This is a genomic window from Pseudomonas fulva (assembly GCF_023517795.1).
GTDB lineage: Bacteria > Pseudomonadota > Gammaproteobacteria > Pseudomonadales > Pseudomonadaceae > Aquipseudomonas > Aquipseudomonas fulva_D.
In genome coordinates this window covers 413790-430894 of the sequence record NZ_CP082928.1, presented here as the reverse complement: position 1 = coordinate 430894, position 17105 = coordinate 413790, and the positions used below count along the sequence as shown (strand labels likewise).

Below are 17105 nucleotides of genomic sequence, written 5' to 3'. Positions count from 1 at the left end.
GCCTTGGCGGGGCTCGCGGTGCTCCTGCGGCATTTTCATTGCCCCCAGGGCCGGACGGCCCTTTTTCCCCGAATCGCAGGCAATAAAAAAGGGATGCCGAGGCATCCCTTTTCTTTACGCGTCAGCGATCAGGCTTGCGGCTTGGGCGCATCCTGATCGCGCTGGGCGCTTTCGTCGACCGGCGTGACGATGACGTCGGCCTGTTCGGCTTGCTCGACCGGCTCGCTGGCTGGCTGGGCATCGACCAGGGCCTCGCTTTCGACGACCGGAGCTGCTTCAACGATAGGGGCGACTTCAGCGATCGGAGCGGCCTCGACCACGGCAGGTGCCGCGGCGGCAGTCTTGGCAGCTTCCTCGGCTTCGCGAGCCAGACGCTCCTCTTCACGCTTGCGACGGCGCACTTCACGGGGGTCGTTCGGTGCACGGCCATTGCTGCTGGCCACGGCTGCTGGCGCAGGCTGCTCGGCAGGCGCTTGCTCGACGACCGCTGCGGCTTCCACGACCGGTGCAGTTGCCGCTTCAGCTTCAGCTTCGGCTGCGGGCGCTGGCTCGGTGACGACGGTGGTTTCGGCCAGCGGCGCTTCGGCAAGCGGTTTCTCGACAGCGGCTGCTTCGACGACGGCGGGCTCGCTCACCGCTTCGGCGACGACAGCTGGCTGCTCGGCAACGGCTTCGAAAACCGGCGCCTGCTCACGGGGCTGCTCGACTTCCGGCAGTGCTTCGATCGCCAGGTCGGCGCGCTCGGCGACTACGGGTGCCGGAGCGGCGTCCTCGGCCGGGGCCGGGGCCGGTGGCTCGGCTGCGACTGCAGCAGGTGCCTGAGCGGCCTCTACAGGGGCGGCCGCCTGGCTTTCGCCGGTGGCGTCCTGCTCGGCTGGTCGCTCGGTTTCCGCGATCACGGCCGCCACGGTGGCGGCTGCGGCGATGCTGGCGCCGGCGACCGGCTGCTCGACATTCTCGTCGCTGCCTTCGATCGGATTGCCATCGGCATCGCGCTGACGTTCGCGACGGTTGCTGCGGCGACGCTGACCACGGGAACGGCGACGTGGGCGGTCACCACCTTCGTTGCCGTCCTGATCGTCGTCCTGCTGCTCTTCGCTGTTCAGCACCTCTTCTTCAGCGCTGTCGGCCTTGGCCTGCTCGGCGCGCGGTTGACGCTCTTCGCGCGGCTGGCGTGGCTGACGCGGTTCGCGTTGCGGACGCTCGGCGCGGGCTTCTTCGCCGGCAACGGCGGTGTTTTCGTTCTGCGGCTCGGCGTCCAGCGGGGCACGCAGTTCGCGTGGCTGGCGCTCTTCGCGGGGACGACGCTCGCGACGGTTTTCCTGGCCTTCACGCGGTTCGCGCGGCGGGCGGGACTGGCGCACTTCCTGAGGCTCGCGTACTTCCACGTTCTCACGGGCCTGGCGGTCTTCACGCGGGGCGCGCGGCTGACGTTCTTCACGTGGCGCGCGTTCCTCGCGGGGTGCACGCTCTTCGCGGGCGGCACGATCCTCGCGCGGTTGGCGTTCTTCGCGCGGCTTGCGATCGTCGTCGCGGCGGTTGCCACGGTTGCGGTTCTGCTGGCGACCGTTGCGACGCTCGTCACCGCGCGGCTGGCGCTCGCCCGGCTTTTTCTCGACCACGGTCGGCTTCTGTTCTTCGGCGCCGGCGAACAGGCCCACCAGGGACTTCACCAGGCCTTTGAACAGGCCACCGGCAGGGGCAGCAGCGGCAACCGGAGCGGCTGGCGCGGCTTCACTGACCGGAGCCGGTGCGCTGCGCGGCGGGGCGGCCTTGATGGCGGCTTCCTGGCGAACCAGGGTGCGGGTCGCGGCTGCTGGTTTTTCTTCCTCGGCTTCGACCGTGGCCATTTCGTAGCTGGTCTGGGCGCTCTGGGCTTCCGGGCTGTCGTCACGGATACGCTGCACTTCGAAGTGCGGGGTTTCCAGGTGATCGTTCGGCAGGATGACGATGCGCGCACGGGTACGCAGTTCGATCTTGGTGATCGAGTTGCGCTTCTCGTTGAGCAGGAAGGCGGCGACCGGGATCGGCACCTGGGCGCGTACTTCGGCAGTGCGGTCCTTCAGGGCTTCTTCTTCGATCAGGCGCAGGATGGCCAGGGACAGCGACTCGACGTCGCGGATGATGCCCTGACCGTTGCAGCGCGGGCAGACGATGCCGCTGCTTTCGCCCAGGGATGGACGCAGGCGCTGACGGGACATTTCCAGCAGGCCGAAGCGCGAGATGCGGCCGACCTGGACGCGGGCGCGGTCGGCTTCCAGGGCTTCGCGGACCTTCTCTTCGACGGCGCGCTGGTTCTTGGCCGGGGTCATGTCGATGAAGTCGATGACGATCAGGCCGCCGATGTCGCGCAGGCGCAGCTGGCGGGCGATCTCTTCGGCCGCTTCCAGGTTGGTCTGCAGGGCGGTTTCTTCGATGTCGCTGCCTTTGGTGGCACGCGCCGAGTTGATGTCGATGGACACCAGGGCTTCGGTCGGGTCGATGTAGATCGAGCCACCGGACGGCAGCTTCACTTCACGCTGGAAGGCGGTTTCGATCTGGCTTTCGATCTGGAAGCGGTTGAACAGCGGCACGCTGTCTTCGTACAGCTTGATCTTGCTGGCGTACTGCGGCATCACCTGGCGAATGAAGGTCAGGGCTTCTTCCTGGGCTTCGACGCTGTCGACCAGCACTTCGCCGATGTCCTGGCGCAGGTAGTCGCGGATGGCGCGGATGATGACGTTGCTTTCCTGGTAGATCAGGAACGGGGCAGGGCGGTCCTGGGAGGCTTCCTTGATGGCGCTCCACAGTTGCAGCAGGTAGTCGAGGTCCCACTGCATTTCTTCGCTGCTGCGGCCCAGGCCGGCGGTGCGCACGATCAGGCCCATGTCGCCCGGGATGTCGAGGCCGTTGAGCGCCTCGCGCAGTTCGTTGCGCTCTTCACCTTCGATGCGGCGGCTGATGCCACCGGCACGCGGGTTGTTGGGCATCAGTACCAGGTAACGACCGGCAAGGCTGATGAAGGTGGTCAGGGCTGCGCCCTTGTTGCCACGCTCTTCTTTCTCGACCTGAACGATGACTTCCTGGCCTTCCTTGAGCACGTCCTTGATGTTGACGCGGCCTTCGGGGGCCTTGCTGAAGTATTCGCGGGAGATTTCTTTGAGGGGGAGGAAGCCGTGACGCTCGGAGCCGAAGTCGACGAACGCCGCTTCGAGGCTGGGTTCTACGCGGGTGATACGACCTTTGTAGATATTGGATTTCTTCTGTACGCGGGCGCCGGACTCGATGTCCAGATCGTACAGGCGCTGGCCATCTACCAGCGCAACACGCAACTCTTCGGGTTGAGTTGCGTTAATCAGCATTCTTTTCATGTGGTACCAGTGGTTTCCGGTGCTGCCGGAAGCCGCGTTAGGCACACACGACGCTCAGGGTCGGTGTCAGGTGCGTCAGAAACGGGCGTAAATCGTTTCATTGTCTAGCGGCAGCAGCCAGTTTTGCTGGGCCGCGACGGACGTCTCCTGCTTGCTGTATGTGACAGAAAGCCCTCAGAACTCGCTTGTGATCGGCTAAGCATCGGCCTTGCTGCGTTGAAACCGGTCTGGAAGGCCCGTTTACCACGCGGGTAAAGGTCGTTTCCTCGGCCGCCCCGAACGGGGGCTGTTACTAACGTAGCGTCTTGCGTGGCGCTAGCTCGCGAGACCCTAAACAGGTTCTCAGTCAGGAGGAGGAATCAAGGGTCGGTAGCGGACGATATGACGCGTCTTTAGATAAAGCTCTTTGCTACGCAGGCCGACCGTTGTGCATCTCCACCCTACACGTATCGCTGAAAATCGGGTGCCGCTCACGAAAATCCGCAGCGGGTTGGCATTACCGCGACCGTCCAGTTGGGCAGGTCACGCATCTGTGTCTCAGGCCTTGTTTCCGAGTTTCTCGAGCAGCCATGCCGGCCTTTCGCTCTGTGAGATGCCCGTCGGACGGCCTTATGTCCTGAAGTGGGTTGCTCGATTCGCGATGGCGGTTTGGCAACATCCGCGAATCAGGCCGCTTTTGACGGCATTCGCGACTATAGCAGCAATGATTAAGTGCTTCAAATGCATAAAAATTGTATGATTGCGGCCATGACGACACCTACTCCCCCAACCTCCGGCGTTCAGCTGCTCGAGGTCGCGCCTGAGCTCGCGGGTCAGCGCATCGACAACTTCCTTCGCAACCAGCTCAAGGGCGTTCCCAAGACCCTGATCTACCGCATCCTGCGCAAGGGTGAGGTACGGGTCAACAAGGGGCGCATCAAGCCCGAGTACAAGCTGCAGGCCGGCGACGTCGTGCGCGTGCCGCCGCTGCGTCTGGCCGAACGCGACGAGCCCGAGCCGCTGGCCCAGGGCCTGCTGCAGCGCCTGGAAGCGGCCATCGTCTATGAAGACAAGGCGCTGATCGTGCTCAACAAGCCGGCCGGCATCGCCGTGCATGGTGGCAGCGGCCTCAATTACGGGGTGATCGAGGCGTTTCGCCAGCTGCGTCCGGATGCCAAGGACCTGGAGCTGGTGCATCGCCTGGACCGTGACACCTCGGGCCTGCTGATGATCGCCAAGAAGCGCAGCATGCTGCGCCACCTGCACGAGCAACTGCGCGGCGACGGCGTCGACAAGCGCTACATGGCGCTGGTGCGCGGCCACTGGGCGACCGCCAAGAAACAGATCAACGCGCCGCTGCTCAAGAGTAATCTGCGTTCCGGCGAGCGCATGGTCGAGGTCAACCCCGAAGGCAAGGAGGCGCTGACCGTATTTCGCGTGCTGCGCCGCTTCGGCGAGTTCGCCACCCTGATCGAAGCCAAGCCGGTGACCGGCCGTACCCACCAGATTCGCGTGCACGCCCAGTACGGCGGGCACTGCATCGCCGGTGACAGCAAGTACGGCGATGACGACTTCACCCGGGAGATTCGCGAGCTGGGCGGCAAGCGCCTGTTCCTGCATGCCTACGAGCTGAACATCCCGCTGCCCGAGGGCGGCGTGCTGAAGCTCGAGGCGCCGGTCGACGAGATGTGGGCACGCACCGTGGAGCGCCTGAGTGCGTGACTACGAGCTGCTGATCTTCGACTGGGACGGCACCCTGGTCGATTCCATCGCCCGCATCGTCACCGCCATGCACCAGGCCGCCGATCTGTGCGGCGTGCCGCGGCGCAGCGACGAGGCGGTCAAGGGCATCATCGGCCTGGCGCTGCCCGAGGCGATCACCACCCTTTATCCGGAACTCGGCGAAGCGGCGCACGTCGAACGCTTCCATGCCCGCTACAGCGACTGCTATGTGGCCCTGGACCAGACGCCTTCGGCGTTCTTCGACGGTGTCGAGCAGAGCCTGGCGAGGTTTCGCCAGCAGGGCTATCAGCTGGCGGTCGCGACCGGCAAGAGCCGCCGAGGCCTGCAGCGGATTCTCGATACCCTGGGCTGGCAGGATTACTTCGACATCACCCGCTGCGCCGATGAAACGGCCAGCAAGCCGGACCCGCGGATGCTCCACGAGATTCTGCAACACTGCGGGGTGAGCGCCGAGCAGGCGCTGATGGTCGGCGACTCGTCGTTCGACCTGCTGATGGCGCAGCGTGCGGGTATGGATTCGGTGGCGGTGGGCTATGGTGCCCAGACGCTGGAGGCGCTGAGCCTTTATCAGCCGAAGTTGTCGATCGACCATTTCATGCAATTGAGTACCTGGCTGAGCAGCAGGGTAGCCGAGACCCGAACCGAGGAGATTGAGCATGTGGGGTGAGAGAAAGACGTCGTCGGTCTCCGAGAGTGACCCGAAGAGCTGGAAGCTCCTCGAGAAGACCTTGCTGGCCAGTGTCCACGAGCAGCGCCGCTCGCGTCGCTGGGGCATCTTCTTCAAGCTGCTGACCTTCATCTACCTGTTCGGCGCCCTGGCGCTGTTCTCGCCGCTGATCAGCACGCAAAGCGGCAGCAGCTCGGCCCACACCGCGGTGATCGAGGTGCGCGGCATGATTGCCGACAAGGAAGCGGCCAGCGCCGACAACATCGTCGGCAGCCTGCGCGCTGCATTCAAGGACCCGAACACCAAGGGCGTGGTCCTGCGCATCAACAGCCCGGGCGGCAGCCCGGTGCAGTCGGGCTACGTGTACGACGAAATCCGCCGCCTGCGTGGCGAGCACCCGGACATCAAGGTCTATGCGGTGATTTCCGATCTCGGTGCATCGGGTGCCTATTACATCGCCAGCGCCGCCGACCAGATCTACGCCGACAAGGCCAGCCTGGTGGGTTCCATCGGCGTCACGGCGGCCAGTTTCGGCTTCGTCGACACCATGGAGAAGCTTGGCGTCGAGCGTCGCGTGTACACCTCGGGTGAGCACAAGGCATTCCTCGACCCGTTCCAGCCGCAGAAGGACGAGGAAACCCGTTTCTGGAAAACGGTGCTGGACACCACCCACAAGCAGTTCATCGACAGCGTGAAGAAGGGCCGTGGCGATCGCCTCAAGGATGCCGAGCATCCCGAGCTGTTCTCCGGTTTGATCTGGTCCGGCGAGCAGGCCCTGAGCCTGGGCCTGATCGACGGGCTGGGCAGCACCAGCTACGTGGCCCGCGAGGTGATCGGCCAGGAAGAGATGGTCGACTTCACCGTGCAGGAAAGCCCGCTGGATCGCTTCACCAAGAAGCTCGGCGCCAGCGTGGCGGAGCACCTGGCGTTGTGGATGGGCTTCCAGGGTCCGACCCTGCGTTGATGACGGCTTTGTGAATTAGAGAGCCCCGGCCAGATGCCGGGGCTTTTTATTGGTTTCGAAAATCCACACACGCTGCCTTTAGAGAGAGGACATCAGGCGTTGCTGATGCTCTTGGCGTTGTTCTGCTGCTCGACCAGGGCGCGAATGCGCGGTAGCAGATCCTGGCCGTATTCCACGGCGTCGCGCAGTTGCTCGAAGCCGCGGAACAGGAAGGTGCTCACGCCGATGTTGTAGTACTCCAGCGCGGCCTCGGCGACCTGCTCCGGGGTGCCGACCAGTGAAGTGGAGTTGCCGGCGCCGCCGCTGAGGGCGGCGATCTCGGTCCACAGGCGTTTGTCATGCACCTTGCGTTGGCCCGCCAGTTCCACCAGGCGCGAGGAGCCAGCGTTGCTGGTGCCGAAGTTCTTGTCGCGGCGCTTGCCCTGGCGCAGGTGGATCAGCTCCCGTGCATCGGCCAGAGTGCGCTCGGCGCGGGCCCAGGCTTCTTCCTCGGTGGCGCCGAGGATCGGCCTGAGCGACAGGCTGAAGCGAATGTGTTTGTCGCGGCCGTACTTGGCGGCGGCCTTGCGCACCTTGGCGATGCGCTCGCGGACCTGCTCCAGGGGCTCGCCCCACATCATGTACACGTCGGCGTGCTTGGCGGCGACTTCCACGGCGGCGTCCGATGCCCCCGAGAAATAGATCGGTACCTGGGGCTTCTGTAGCGGTTTGACCAGGGTGAGGTTGTCTTCGATGCGGTAGTGCTCGCCCTGGTGATCGAAGGGTTCGGTGCGGGTCCATGTCTTGCGCAGGACATCCAGGTACTCCTCGGTGCGTGCGTAACGGGCGTCCTTGTCGAGGTGGTCGCCGTCACGCTGCAGGTCGCCGCTGTCGCCGCCGGTGATCACGTTGATCGAGGCGCGGCCGCGGCTCAGGTGATCGAGGGTGGCGAACTGCCGCGCGGCGAAGGTCGGCGCCTGGAAGCCCGGGCGGTGGGCGACCAGCAGGCCCAGCTTGTCGGTCACCGCGGCCACGTAGCTGGCCAGGATCAGCGAGTCCGGTGCGCTGGTGTTGACGGCCAGCAGCGCCTTGTCGAAGCCGCCATATTCCTGGGCCTGGGCGAAGGCCTTGATAAAGTCGATGTCCACTACCGGGCCGCGTGGCGCCTGGGATTCGCTGCCTTCCTGGGGGCCGATCAGGCCGATGAATTCGAGGCTCATGGGTTGCTCCTTTCGATTGAGGTAGGCCGCCGCTGGCCGGCTGGACGAGGCGGCGGCGGGCGTTCAGGCCATCTGGCCCGGCAGGTGGCGCACGGTGTTGCCTTGGTTGGGCACGGCCAGACCGACGTGCCTGATTACCGCGGCCAGTGCATCCGGGTGGCGCCATTCGCCCCAGCCGTGGCCGACCCCGTGGATCATGGCGCCGAGTTTGATCTGTCGTTTGCTCATGGAAGGTGCTCCTGGCGGATTACCGGGGCTGCGCCTGGGCGAGCGCTTTTTCGGGCTGCTCGGCGCGGGCGGCGTTGAAGCTCGCATCGAAGCCCTGGGATACGTCCACGGAGCGGCTCAGCACGCCTTCTTCCAGGTAGATGTCCGCGACTTGCTGCAGCCCGGCGATGACCTCGTCAGTGATCTCGGCGCGCGAGTGCACGGTGGCCTTGACCGACTCCAGATGCACCTCGACCGGCAGGCCGGTGACCCGCGCCTGGGCCTCGGCATAGGCCTGGTGATGGTCATTGGCCCACAGGAAGGCGCGCTCGACCCGTTGGACGAAGTCTTCGAGCTGCACGCGTTTGCCATCGACGGCGGTCTGGGTGGCGGCCAGGTAGAAGTGGTTGGTCAGCAGGTTGTCGCTGCTGCGCAGGATGCGCGCGCCGTTCTGGGTGATGGCGATGGTGGTGTACGGATCCCAGGTCGACCAGGCATCGGCGGCGCCGCTTTCCAGGGCGCTGCGGGCATCGGTGGGCAGCAGGTTGACGAAGGTTACGTCGGAGGTTTTCAGGCCGGCTTCGCGCAGGGCGCGGATCACCAGGAAGTGGCCGATGGAGCCGCGGTTGGTGACGATGCGTTGGCCCTTTAGGTCGGCCACGGTCTTCAACGGCGAATCCTTCGGCACCAGGATCGAAGTGGTGTAGCGGCCATCGCGTTGGATGATTTCCACCACCTTGAGTGGCGCACCGGCACCCAGGGCGAATACATAGGGGGCATCGCCCAGACCGCCGATGTCGACGGCGCCGGCGTTCAGCGCCTCGCCCAGTGGCGCGGCGGCGGGGAACTCGGAGAAGTCGATTTGGTACGGCACGTCGTCGAGTTCGCCAGCGGCCTCGAGCAGCAGCTTGATGCCGGATTTCTGGTTGGCGACGCGCAATGGCTCGAGGTCGGCGGCGCTGGCATGGCCACCGAGCAGCAGGCTGCTGCCGAGCAGGGTGGCGAGGAGGGTACGGATCAGCATGGGTGAGCTCCGGTCAGGCCGCCAGCGCGGCCAGGTTGGTCAGATAAGGTGCGCGCAAGTGGCTGCCGCGCCGCTTGGAGCAGGCAATGCGCGACGGTGATCGGACGGGAAGGAAAGTGGGGGCGGGCATGGGCGAAACGCTCCTGGCAGGGTCGAGGGGACGGCCTCCGCCAGGAAAGGGGTCGGTCTGCAATTGACCTTATAGGGCCAGGAAAGGGCTGTGAAAGTCTTTGTGGTTCTAAGCTAATTATGTAATTTCATTATTTAATCTGTTTTTTAATATCAGTGTTAAGTATTTAATGCGGGGCATCTGAAGGCGTTTGAGAGTTTCCCATGAGCAGCAACAGGCAGATAAAACTGGGCGCGGTGCCGATGGGCGTGGGTGGGCCAGGGCGTCATAATCTCTGGCACGATCCCGAGGTGCCGGCCGATGCCAGCGTCAGTGTCGAGTGGTTCATCGACCTGGCGCAGCAGGCCGAGGCCGCGCTGTTCGACCTGATGTTCATCGTCGACAGCCAGTTCATCACGCCGGATTCGCCGCCCCATTACCTCAACCGCCTGGAGCCCCTGACCCTGCTCTCGGCCCTGGCGGTGACCACCCGCCATATCGGTCTGGTCGGCACCCTGACCACCTCTTACAACGAACCCTTCAACGTGGCGCGCCGGCTGGCGTCCCTGGACCTGATCAGCAAGGGCCGGGCGGGCTGGAACGTGGTGACCAGTGGCGATGCCGGCACCGCGGGCAACTACGGGCGCGACGAGCATTACGACTACGACACCCGTTATGGGCGTGCGCTGGAGCATGTCGAAGTGGTGCAAAAACTCTGGCGCTCCTACGAGGACGATGCCCTGGTGCGCAACCGCGAGACCGGGCGGTTCCTCGACCGCAGCAAGCTGCATGCGCTGCATCATAGGGGCGAGCACTTCTCGGTGGTCGGGCCGCTGAACATCCAGCGCTCACCGCAAGGGCAGCCGGTGATCTTCCAGGCCGGCGACTCGCCCCAGGGGCGCGACCTGGGCGCCCGCGTGGCCGACGTGGTGTTCACCCATGCACCGAGCGTGGAGAAGGGCCAGGCCTTCTACCGCGATATCAAGGCGCGCGCCGAGCGCCTGGGGCGCCATGCCGACGACATCATCATCCTGCCCGGTGCGCAGATCTACATCGGCGATACCGACGCCGAGGCGCGCGAGATCGAGCGCCACTACCATGCCGTCGACCACAGCTTCGAGCAGGCCCTGGCCGAATATGGCCGCAGTTTCGGCTGGCACGACTTCCGCCAGTACGACCTCGACGCGCCGTTCCCGGTCGAGGCGCTCGAACATGCCCGCAGCAGTTTCTACACCGCCGCCAAGGCAGCCACCGACCAGGCCGTCGCCAATGGCTGGACGCTGCGCCAGGCGGTGGCGGCCGGCCTGCAGCTAAGACCCAGCGCCTTCGTCGGCTCGGCCGAGACGGTCGCCAACGAGATGATCCGTTGGTTCGAGGCGCGGGCGCTGGATGGCTTCAACCTCTACATCGGCCACCCGCAGCAGTTCTGGCGCTTCACCCGGGAGGTGGTGCCGATCCTGCAGGAACGCGGCGTGTATCGCCGCGCCTATGAGGGCAGCACCCTGCGTGAAAGCCTGGGACTGGAAATTCCCCACAATCGTCGATGATTCAATGGTGACCGCGGCCGGCCGGGGTATCATCTGCCCCGGTCGCTGGCTGCGCAGAGGGGCGAGCCTTCAAGCCGCCACGCCGGTCGACAGGCGCCCCGGTATGGCCGCGATCAGCTCCCGGGTATAGGCGCTGGCCGGCTGGTCGAATACCTGGGCCAGCGGGCCCTGTTCGACCACCTGGCCGTTGCGCAGCACCAACACCTGATCGGCCATGTTGGCCACCACGGCCAGGTCGTGGGAGACCAGTACATAGGCGATGCCCAGCTCGTGTTGCAGTTCGAGCAGGAGGTCGAGAATCTGCGCCTGCACCGAAACGTCCAGCGCCGAGACCGGCTCGTCGAGCAGCAGCAGGTCCGGCTTCAGGGCCAGGGCGCGAGCGATGGCCACGCGCTGGCGCTGGCCGCCGGACAGCTCGCGGGGCAGGCGATCCAGGTAGTTGAGCGGCAGGTGTACGCGGCTGATCAGCTCCCGTGCGGCCTGCTCCAGCGCCGGCCCCTTGAGCAGGCCGAACGACACCAGCGGTTCGACGATGCTGTCGAAGATGGTGAAACGCGGGTCCAGAGCGGCGAAGGGGTTCTGCTGCACCAGCTGGATGCGTTGGCGCAGGGGGCGGAATTCCCGCCAGCCGAGATCGGTCACGTCCCGCTGCTCGAAGTGCACGCGGCCCTGGCTGGGTTTTTCCAGGCCGAGGGCGATGCGCAGGGCGGTGCTCTTGCCCGAACCGGACTCACCGACGATGGCCAGGGTCTGCCCGGGATAGACCTCGAAGCTGAGGTTCTGCAGGGCGGTGAAGGTCCTGCTCTCGCCCTTGAGCCGTGGCAGGTCGAAGGTCTTGCCGACGCCCTGCAGGCGAAGGATCGGCGCCTGGGCGGTGTGCTGGGATGAGCGCGGTTTGCGCCGATTGGCGAACGCCGGCGCGGCCGCCAGCAGCGCGCGGGTGTAATCGTGCTGCGGCGCATCGAGGATCTGCCGGGGCGGGCCCTGTTCGACCAGCTCGCCCTGTTGCATCACCAGGATGCGATCGGCACGGTCGGTGGCCACGCCCAGGTCATGGGTGATGATCAACAGGGAGATACCGCGCTCGGCGACCAGCCGTTGCAGGTGGTCGAGAATCTTGCGCTGCACGGTGACGTCCAGGGCGCTGGTCGGCTCGTCGGCGATGATCAGCCGCGGGTTGCCGGCCAGGGCGATGGCGATCAGCACGCGCTGGCGCATGCCGCCGGACAGCTCGTGGGGATACTGGCGGGCGCGCAGCAGCGGTTTGTCGATGCCGACCTGTTGCAGCAGCTCGATCACATCGGCATCGACGCCAGGGTAGCGGCGGCCGTGGGCGAGCGTCAGCGCTTCGCCGATCTGCTGGCCGATACGCAGCGTCGGGTTGAGGCTGACCATCGGGTCCTGGGGCACCAGGCCGATGGTGCGACCGCGCAGCGCGCGTTTTTGCTTCTCGCTGGCGCCGCTGAGGCCGACACCGTCGACCCGCAGCTGGCCGTGGGGCTGGGCATTGTCGGGCAGCAGGCCGAGCATGGCGTTGGCCAGGGTGGATTTGCCGGAGCCGGACTCGCCAACGATGGCCACCGTCTCGCCCTGGCTGACCTGGAATGAGACGCCGCGCACCGCCTCGGTGATCTGCCCGGCGAAGCGGTAGGTGACATCGAGCTGATGGATGTCGATCAAGGGGCTGCTCATCGTGGGGTTTCCTCCAGCGTGCGGGCGATATGGTTGAGGCTGAACACCACGGCGACCACGAACAGGCCAGGCAGCAGCGAGACCCAGGGCGCGGTGATCAGGAAATGGCGGCCGTTGGCGATCAGCGTGCCCCATTCGGCAGCCGGCGGTGCGGCGCCGAAACCGAGAAACGACAGGCCGGCGGTGGCGAGAATTGCCGCGCCGAAATCCAGGGTGGCGAGCACCGCCACCGGGCCCCAGGCATTGGGCAGGATGTGCCGCAGCAGGGTGCGGCCCCAGCTGGCGCCGCCCAGGCGGGCCGCTTCCACATACGGCAGGGTTTTCACCCGCAACACTTCGGCGCGGGTGGTACGGGCGAAGCCGGGAATGATGCCGACGCCCACGGCGATGGCCACCGGGATGGTGCCAAAGCCGATGGCGGTGACGATGGCCAGGGCCAGCAGCAGACCGGGCAGGGCCAGCAATACGTCGACGAAACGCATGATCACGGCATCGATACGTCCACCCGCGAAGCCGGACAGTACGCCCAGGCCGAGGCCGCCGACCAGGGCGATGCCGACGGCCAGCAGTGCGGCCTGCACCGACAGGCTGGAGCCGTAGACCACTCGGGTATACAGGTCGCGACCCAGTTCGTCGGTGCCGAACCAGTGCACCAGGTTCGGCGCGGTGAGCTTGTCCGCAGGCGAAGTGGCGTAGGGATCGAAACTGCTCAGCAGCCCTGGCAGCAGCGCCGAGACAAGGGCGAACAGCACGATCAGCAGGGCCAGGCTGAAGCCGGGGCGGCGCAGCAACGGCAACAATGCGGTGACCGCGCGCTGCAGACGACTACGGCGTTGCCAGGTCAGCGACAGGCTGGCGGGCGAGTGTGGCAGCAGGGCGATGCGGCTTTCGGCGTTCATGGTCAGGACACCCTTGGCGTGTGAGCGATACGCGGATCGAGGTAGGGGTAGAGCAGGTCGACGATCAGGTTCACCAGTACGAAGGCGGCGGCCGACACGGCGACGATGGCCAGCACCACCGGAATGTCCTGGCGCAGCACCGCTTCCTGGGCGAGGCGGCCGACGCCGTTGCGGGCGAAGATGGTTTCCACCAGTACCGCGCCGGACACCGTATTGCCCACCTGCAGGCCGATCAGGGTGAGGATCGGCAATGCAGCGTTCTTGAAGCCGTGGCGTGCCTGCACCTGCCGGCGGCTCAGGCCCTTGGCGTAGGCCGTGGTGATGTAGGGCTCCTGCCACACGCCCTGGAAGCCGCGCTGCAGCACTTGGGCGTACACCGCTGCGCTGGGAATCGCCAGGGTCACGGCCGGCAGGATCAGGCTGTCGAAGCCGCGGCTGCCGGTGGCCGGAAACCAGCCGAGGCTGAAGGCGAACACCTGGATCAGCAGCAGGCCCAGCCAGAACACCGGCACCGAAAAGCCCAGGGACGGCAGGCGGGCCAGCGCCACCTTGAGCGGTTGCCAGCGTACATAGGCGGTCAGGTAGGCCAGGCCGATGCCACCGATCAGCGACAGCAGGATGGCCAAACCGGCCAGCGACAACGTCTGCGGCAAGCGCTCGACGAGCAACTCGTTGACCGGACGGTTGAGCGACAGCGATTGCCCGAAGTCGCCCTGCACGACGTTCCACAGCAGGCTGACGTATTGCTCGAAGATGCCCTTGTCGAGGCCGTAGTAGGCCTGCGCTCTGGCCAGATCCTCGGGCGACAGTGAATCGGCTTCCATGCCCGAGGCGCTGAGCATGATCGCCAGGGTATCGCCCGGCAGCAGATAGAGGATGAAGTAGCTGATGCTATAGGCGCCCCACAGCACCAGCAGCGCCTGGCCGACGCGGCCGATCAGGTAGCGGCTCATGGTCCATCCACCTCGATATCGCTCAGCAGCGCGAAGCCTTCGGCGGTCCAGCGGAAGTTCTTCACCCGCGGTGCGGTGGCGGCCTGCCAGACGCGCTCGTAGATCGGCAGCGCGGAGGCTTCGTCGACCAGCAGGTCCTGCAACTGGCCGTAGGCCTGAGCGCGTTGCTCGGCCTGGGTGGCGGTGATGCCGGCATCGAACAGCGCCTTGGCCCTTTCCAGGGTCTGCGGCTCGTAGAGGTTGGTGGCCAGGGTCGAGCTGTTGGCGGACCGGGGATCGATGATGGTCTGCAGGATGATCGGGTCGGCGCGGGTCATATAGGTGGAGGTCAGGTCATAGTTGCCCTGGGCGTTGGCGGTGACCCATTCGGCGCGGGTGACCACGGCGAGCTTCAACTCGATGCCGAGCTTGCGCAGTTGATCCTGCACCAGCACGTCGCCGGCGGTTTCCGCGCCCTGGATGTTGTAGCTCAGGCTCAGGCGCTTGCCGTCCTTGCTGCGATAGCCATCGGCGCCCTTGTTCCAGCCCGCCTCGTCGAGCAACTGCTCGGCGCCCTGTGGGTCATAGGCCAGCTTGGCGCTCTGGTCCTTGAAGAACGGCGTGGTCACGTCATAGACGCTGCGCACCACCGGAAACTCGGCGTGGTACACGGTGCTGGCGTAGGTCTTGCGGTCGATGCCTTTCTGCAGCGCCAGGCGCACGCGCTTGTCTTCCAGCACGCGGCCGTTGCGGGTGTTGGGAAACAGGTTCAGCGACGGCCCCGGCAGCGCGCGGCTCTGGATGGTCGCACCCTTGGACTGCAACAGCTTCAGGTCCACTTCCGAGAACGGATTGCGCGGCCACAGGATGTCGGCTTTACCTTGCAGGAACAGGCCGTTGCGCACGCTTTCCTCGGGGATGTAGCTGATCTCCACGGCATCGAGATGGGCTTCGCCCTTGTTGCTCACGTTGGCCGACGGCCAGGCGTAACCGCTGCGCTTGACCAGCCTGGCGCCGACTTCCGGGGTGTAGTGCTCGAGCACGAACGGGCCGCTGCCGATGATCTTGCCCAGGGAGCGCTCCTTGGCCGGCAGCGCGTAGGACGCCGGGGCGAGAATCGCCAGGTTGGTGGTCGAGGTGGCCTGCAGGAAGCCGGCGTTGGGGCGCGACAGCACCAGTTTGACGGTGAAGTCGTCGACCACTTCGGCGTGGTCGAATCCGGCCAGGTAGGTGGCGCCGAAGGTCGCCGGCAGCTCGCTGGCCAGCGCCTTGTTGCTGTCGAAGGCGGTCTTCACGGCCTTGGCGTCGAAGCGCTCGCCGTTGCTGAAGGTGACGTCGTCGCGCAGCTGGAAGCTGTAGGTCAGGGCGTCGTCGCTGATCGTCCAGCTCTTGGCCAGCCAGGGAATGATCTCGCCGCTCTTGGGGTCCTGATCGGTCAGGCTTTCGGCGACATTGCGCAGCAGCACGCGATGTTCCAGCCAGTAGACCTGGAAAGGGTCGACGCTGACCAGGGTGGTGTTGTCGCCGAAGAAGGCGATGTTCAGGGTGTTGCTGGTGGCTTGCTGGTCTGACGGCGAGCAACCGATCAGCGCGGCGGCGAGGGCGCAGGAGGCGAGCAGGTGGATCGCGGAGTAGGTTTTTTTCATCTCTTTGTCCCGGTTCTTCCAATGAGGGGCACGCGAAGCTGGGAACCACGGCCGGCAAGGTTGCGTCCGCAGGGTTTCCACAGGTGTACGAAGCCGCTACGCGCCAGCTTTCACCGGTGCGGTTCGTGGCGTGGTGGTGAGCGACAAGGCGGTGGTGGATCGCTCGAAAACGTGCTGGGGCTGTCCGGTGTGCTATCCGGTTAGACGGTCAGTGTTGGCGACACATCGGCTCGCCGGCTGGCGGCACACCAGGCCAGCCGATCAGCACGCTGACGCTGTCGCCATGCAGGTTGGCGAGCAGCAGGCGGGTGAGGCGAGACAGCTGGTTTTTCATGGGCTGCTTCCCTCTCTAGATAGCAATGGCGTTGAGCGGGTAGTCCTGCGCCAGGAAAGGGTTGTGGTCACGGCCGATGCTTTCCGGGTCATCCTTTTCTACGCCAAGCAGGGCCAGCAGGCGCGTGCGGATGGCGTTGAAGCCGGCCTGGCCATTGTCCCGCGGGCGAGCGAGGTCGACCTGCAGTGCTTCGGCGATGCGCCCGTGCTGCAGCACGATGATGCGGTCGGCGAGCAGGATCGCCTCGTCGACGTCATGGGTGACCAGCAGCACCGCCGGGGTGTGCCTTTGCCACAGGTCGATGATCAGCCGGTGCATGCGGATGCGGGTCAGCGCATCGAGCGCGGCGAAGGGCTCGTCGAGCAGCAGCAGTTTCGGTTCGCGCACCAGGCTGCGGGCCAGCGCCACACGTTGGGATTCGCCGCCGGACAGGGTGGCGGGAAAGGCTTCCAGACGATGGGCCAGGCCGACTTCGGTAAGCGCCTGCACGGCACGTTCCCTGGGGTTGGCCACGCGCAGGCCGAGGGTGACGTTCTTCCAGGCGCGCTTCCAGGGCATCAGCCGCGGCTCCTGGAACACCGCGGCGCGTGCCCTCGGAGCGAGGAGTTCACCGCCCTCGATGGGGTCGAGGCCGGCCAGCGAGCGCAACAGAGTGGTCTTGCCCGAGCCGCTGGCGCCGAGCAGGGCGACGAACTCGCCGGGGGCGATGTCCAGGTCCAGCCTATCGATCACCCGGTTGTCGCCGAACTGGCGCACTACGCCGCGCAGGCTGACGGCCGGCGGAAAGTCGATCTTGCTGTGCGCATTCATGCA

14 protein-coding genes are annotated in these 17105 nt (G+C 65.8%); 4 read left to right on the top strand and 10 right to left on the bottom strand.

Features of this window, described 5'->3' with window-relative positions:
• Positions 1 to 128 precede the first annotated feature (128 nt).
• Positions 129 to 3350 (bottom strand): ribonuclease E, encoded by a 3222-nt coding sequence (gene rne, locus K8U54_RS01815; protein WP_249908617.1) that lies wholly within the window; start codon positions 3348 to 3350, stop codon positions 129 to 131.
• A gap of 747 nt (positions 3351 to 4097) precedes the next feature.
• Between rne and rluC the strand changes: the two genes are divergently transcribed.
• The 3 genes from rluC to sppA are packed head-to-tail and all read left to right on the top strand — an operon-like array spanning position 4098 to position 6703.
• Entirely contained in the window at positions 4098 to 5051 is a 954-nt protein-coding gene (gene rluC, locus K8U54_RS01810) for a 23S rRNA pseudouridine(955/2504/2580) synthase RluC (RefSeq protein ID WP_249908616.1), read from the top strand.
• Complete coding sequence (locus tag K8U54_RS01805) at positions 5044 to 5739, top strand: HAD-IA family hydrolase (protein WP_070887099.1); 696 nt, start codon at positions 5044 to 5046, stop codon at positions 5737 to 5739. The genes rluC and K8U54_RS01805 overlap by 8 nt, the downstream gene beginning before the upstream one ends.
• Positions 5729 to 6703: a signal peptide peptidase SppA gene (sppA, locus tag K8U54_RS01800; protein ID WP_249908615.1), complete on the top strand. Its 975-nt coding sequence runs from the start codon at positions 5729 to 5731 to the stop codon at positions 6701 to 6703. The genes K8U54_RS01805 and sppA overlap by 11 nt, the downstream gene beginning before the upstream one ends.
• Positions 6704 to 6795: 92 nt before the next feature.
• Here the strand turns inward: sppA and K8U54_RS01795 are convergent, their stop codons facing one another.
• The 3 genes from K8U54_RS01795 to K8U54_RS01785 form a co-directional block, all read right to left on the bottom strand.
• A complete protein-coding gene (locus tag K8U54_RS01795) occupies positions 6796 to 7902 on the bottom strand; it encodes an LLM class flavin-dependent oxidoreductase (RefSeq protein ID WP_249908614.1) in 1107 nt (368 codons plus the stop codon).
• 63 nt (positions 7903 to 7965) lie between these two features.
• A complete protein-coding gene (locus K8U54_RS01790) occupies positions 7966 to 8130 on the bottom strand; it encodes a hypothetical protein (protein WP_249908613.1) in 165 nt (54 codons plus the stop codon).
• 19 nt (positions 8131 to 8149) lie between these two features.
• Positions 8150 to 9133 (bottom strand): ABC transporter substrate-binding protein, encoded by a 984-nt coding sequence (locus tag K8U54_RS01785; protein ID WP_249908612.1) that lies wholly within the window; start codon positions 9131 to 9133, stop codon positions 8150 to 8152.
• A gap of 333 nt (positions 9134 to 9466) precedes the next feature.
• Here K8U54_RS01785 and K8U54_RS01780 point away from each other — a divergent pair, with 333 nt between their 5' ends.
• Positions 9467 to 10789 carry an LLM class flavin-dependent oxidoreductase gene (locus K8U54_RS01780; protein ID WP_249908611.1) on the top strand — a complete coding sequence of 441 codons (1323 nt, stop codon included), beginning with the start codon at positions 9467 to 9469 and terminating at the stop codon, positions 10787 to 10789.
• Between the two features lie 69 nt (positions 10790 to 10858).
• Here the strand turns inward: K8U54_RS01780 and K8U54_RS01775 are convergent, their stop codons facing one another.
• From K8U54_RS01775 to K8U54_RS01755, 6 genes are all read right to left on the bottom strand, one after another.
• Entirely contained in the window at positions 10859 to 12481 is a 1623-nt protein-coding gene (locus tag K8U54_RS01775) for a dipeptide ABC transporter ATP-binding protein (protein WP_249908610.1), read from the bottom strand.
• Complete coding sequence (locus K8U54_RS01770; protein WP_249908609.1) at positions 12478 to 13380, bottom strand: ABC transporter permease; 903 nt, start codon at positions 13378 to 13380, stop codon at positions 12478 to 12480. Before K8U54_RS01770 ends, K8U54_RS01775 begins: the two co-directional genes overlap by 4 nt.
• Positions 13381 to 13382: 2 nt before the next feature.
• Positions 13383 to 14333 carry an ABC transporter permease gene (locus K8U54_RS01765; RefSeq protein WP_249908608.1) on the bottom strand — a complete coding sequence of 317 codons (951 nt, stop codon included), beginning with the start codon at positions 14331 to 14333 and terminating at the stop codon, positions 13383 to 13385.
• Positions 14330 to 15958, bottom strand: coding sequence for an ABC transporter substrate-binding protein (locus K8U54_RS01760; protein ID WP_249908607.1), 1629 nt, complete (start codon positions 15956 to 15958; stop codon positions 14330 to 14332). The genes K8U54_RS01765 and K8U54_RS01760 overlap by 4 nt, the downstream gene beginning before the upstream one ends.
• A 208-nt stretch (positions 15959 to 16166) precedes the next feature.
• Complete coding sequence (locus K8U54_RS25165; protein WP_283939394.1) at positions 16167 to 16292, bottom strand: hypothetical protein; 126 nt, start codon at positions 16290 to 16292, stop codon at positions 16167 to 16169.
• Positions 16293 to 16307: 15 nt separating this feature from the next.
• Positions 16308 to 17102, bottom strand: a complete 795-nt coding sequence (locus K8U54_RS01755) for an ABC transporter ATP-binding protein (RefSeq protein ID WP_249908606.1) — start codon at positions 17100 to 17102, stop codon at positions 16308 to 16310.
• Positions 17103 to 17105: the final 3 nt, after the last annotated feature.

Coding starts and splice junctions, on each gene's coding strand:
- K8U54_RS01760 (WP_249908607.1), bottom strand. CDS start 15,958: ATGAAAAAAACCTACTCCGCGATCCACCTGCTCGCCTCCTGCGCCCTC.
- K8U54_RS01780 (WP_249908611.1), top strand. CDS start 9,467: ATGAGCAGCAACAGGCAGATAAAACTGGGCGCGGTGCCGATGGGCGTG.
- sppA (WP_249908615.1), top strand. CDS start 5,729: ATGTGGGGTGAGAGAAAGACGTCGTCGGTCTCCGAGAGTGACCCGAAG.
- K8U54_RS01790 (WP_249908613.1), bottom strand. CDS start 8,130: ATGAGCAAACGACAGATCAAACTCGGCGCCATGATCCACGGGGTCGGC.
- rne (WP_249908617.1), bottom strand. CDS start 3,350: ATGAAAAGAATGCTGATTAACGCAACTCAACCCGAAGAGTTGCGTGTT.
- K8U54_RS01785 (WP_249908612.1), bottom strand. CDS start 9,133: ATGCTGATCCGTACCCTCCTCGCCACCCTGCTCGGCAGCAGCCTGCTG.
- K8U54_RS25165 (WP_283939394.1), bottom strand. CDS start 16,292: ATGAAAAACCAGCTGTCTCGCCTCACCCGCCTGCTGCTCGCCAACCTG.
- K8U54_RS01765 (WP_249908608.1), bottom strand. CDS start 14,333: ATGAGCCGCTACCTGATCGGCCGCGTCGGCCAGGCGCTGCTGGTGCTG.
- rluC (WP_249908616.1), top strand. CDS start 4,098: ATGACGACACCTACTCCCCCAACCTCCGGCGTTCAGCTGCTCGAGGTC.
- K8U54_RS01770 (WP_249908609.1), bottom strand. CDS start 13,380: ATGAACGCCGAAAGCCGCATCGCCCTGCTGCCACACTCGCCCGCCAGC.
- K8U54_RS01795 (WP_249908614.1), bottom strand. CDS start 7,902: ATGAGCCTCGAATTCATCGGCCTGATCGGCCCCCAGGAAGGCAGCGAA.
- K8U54_RS01755 (WP_249908606.1), bottom strand. CDS start 17,102: ATGAATGCGCACAGCAAGATCGACTTTCCGCCGGCCGTCAGCCTGCGC.
- K8U54_RS01775 (WP_249908610.1), bottom strand. CDS start 12,481: ATGAGCAGCCCCTTGATCGACATCCATCAGCTCGATGTCACCTACCGC.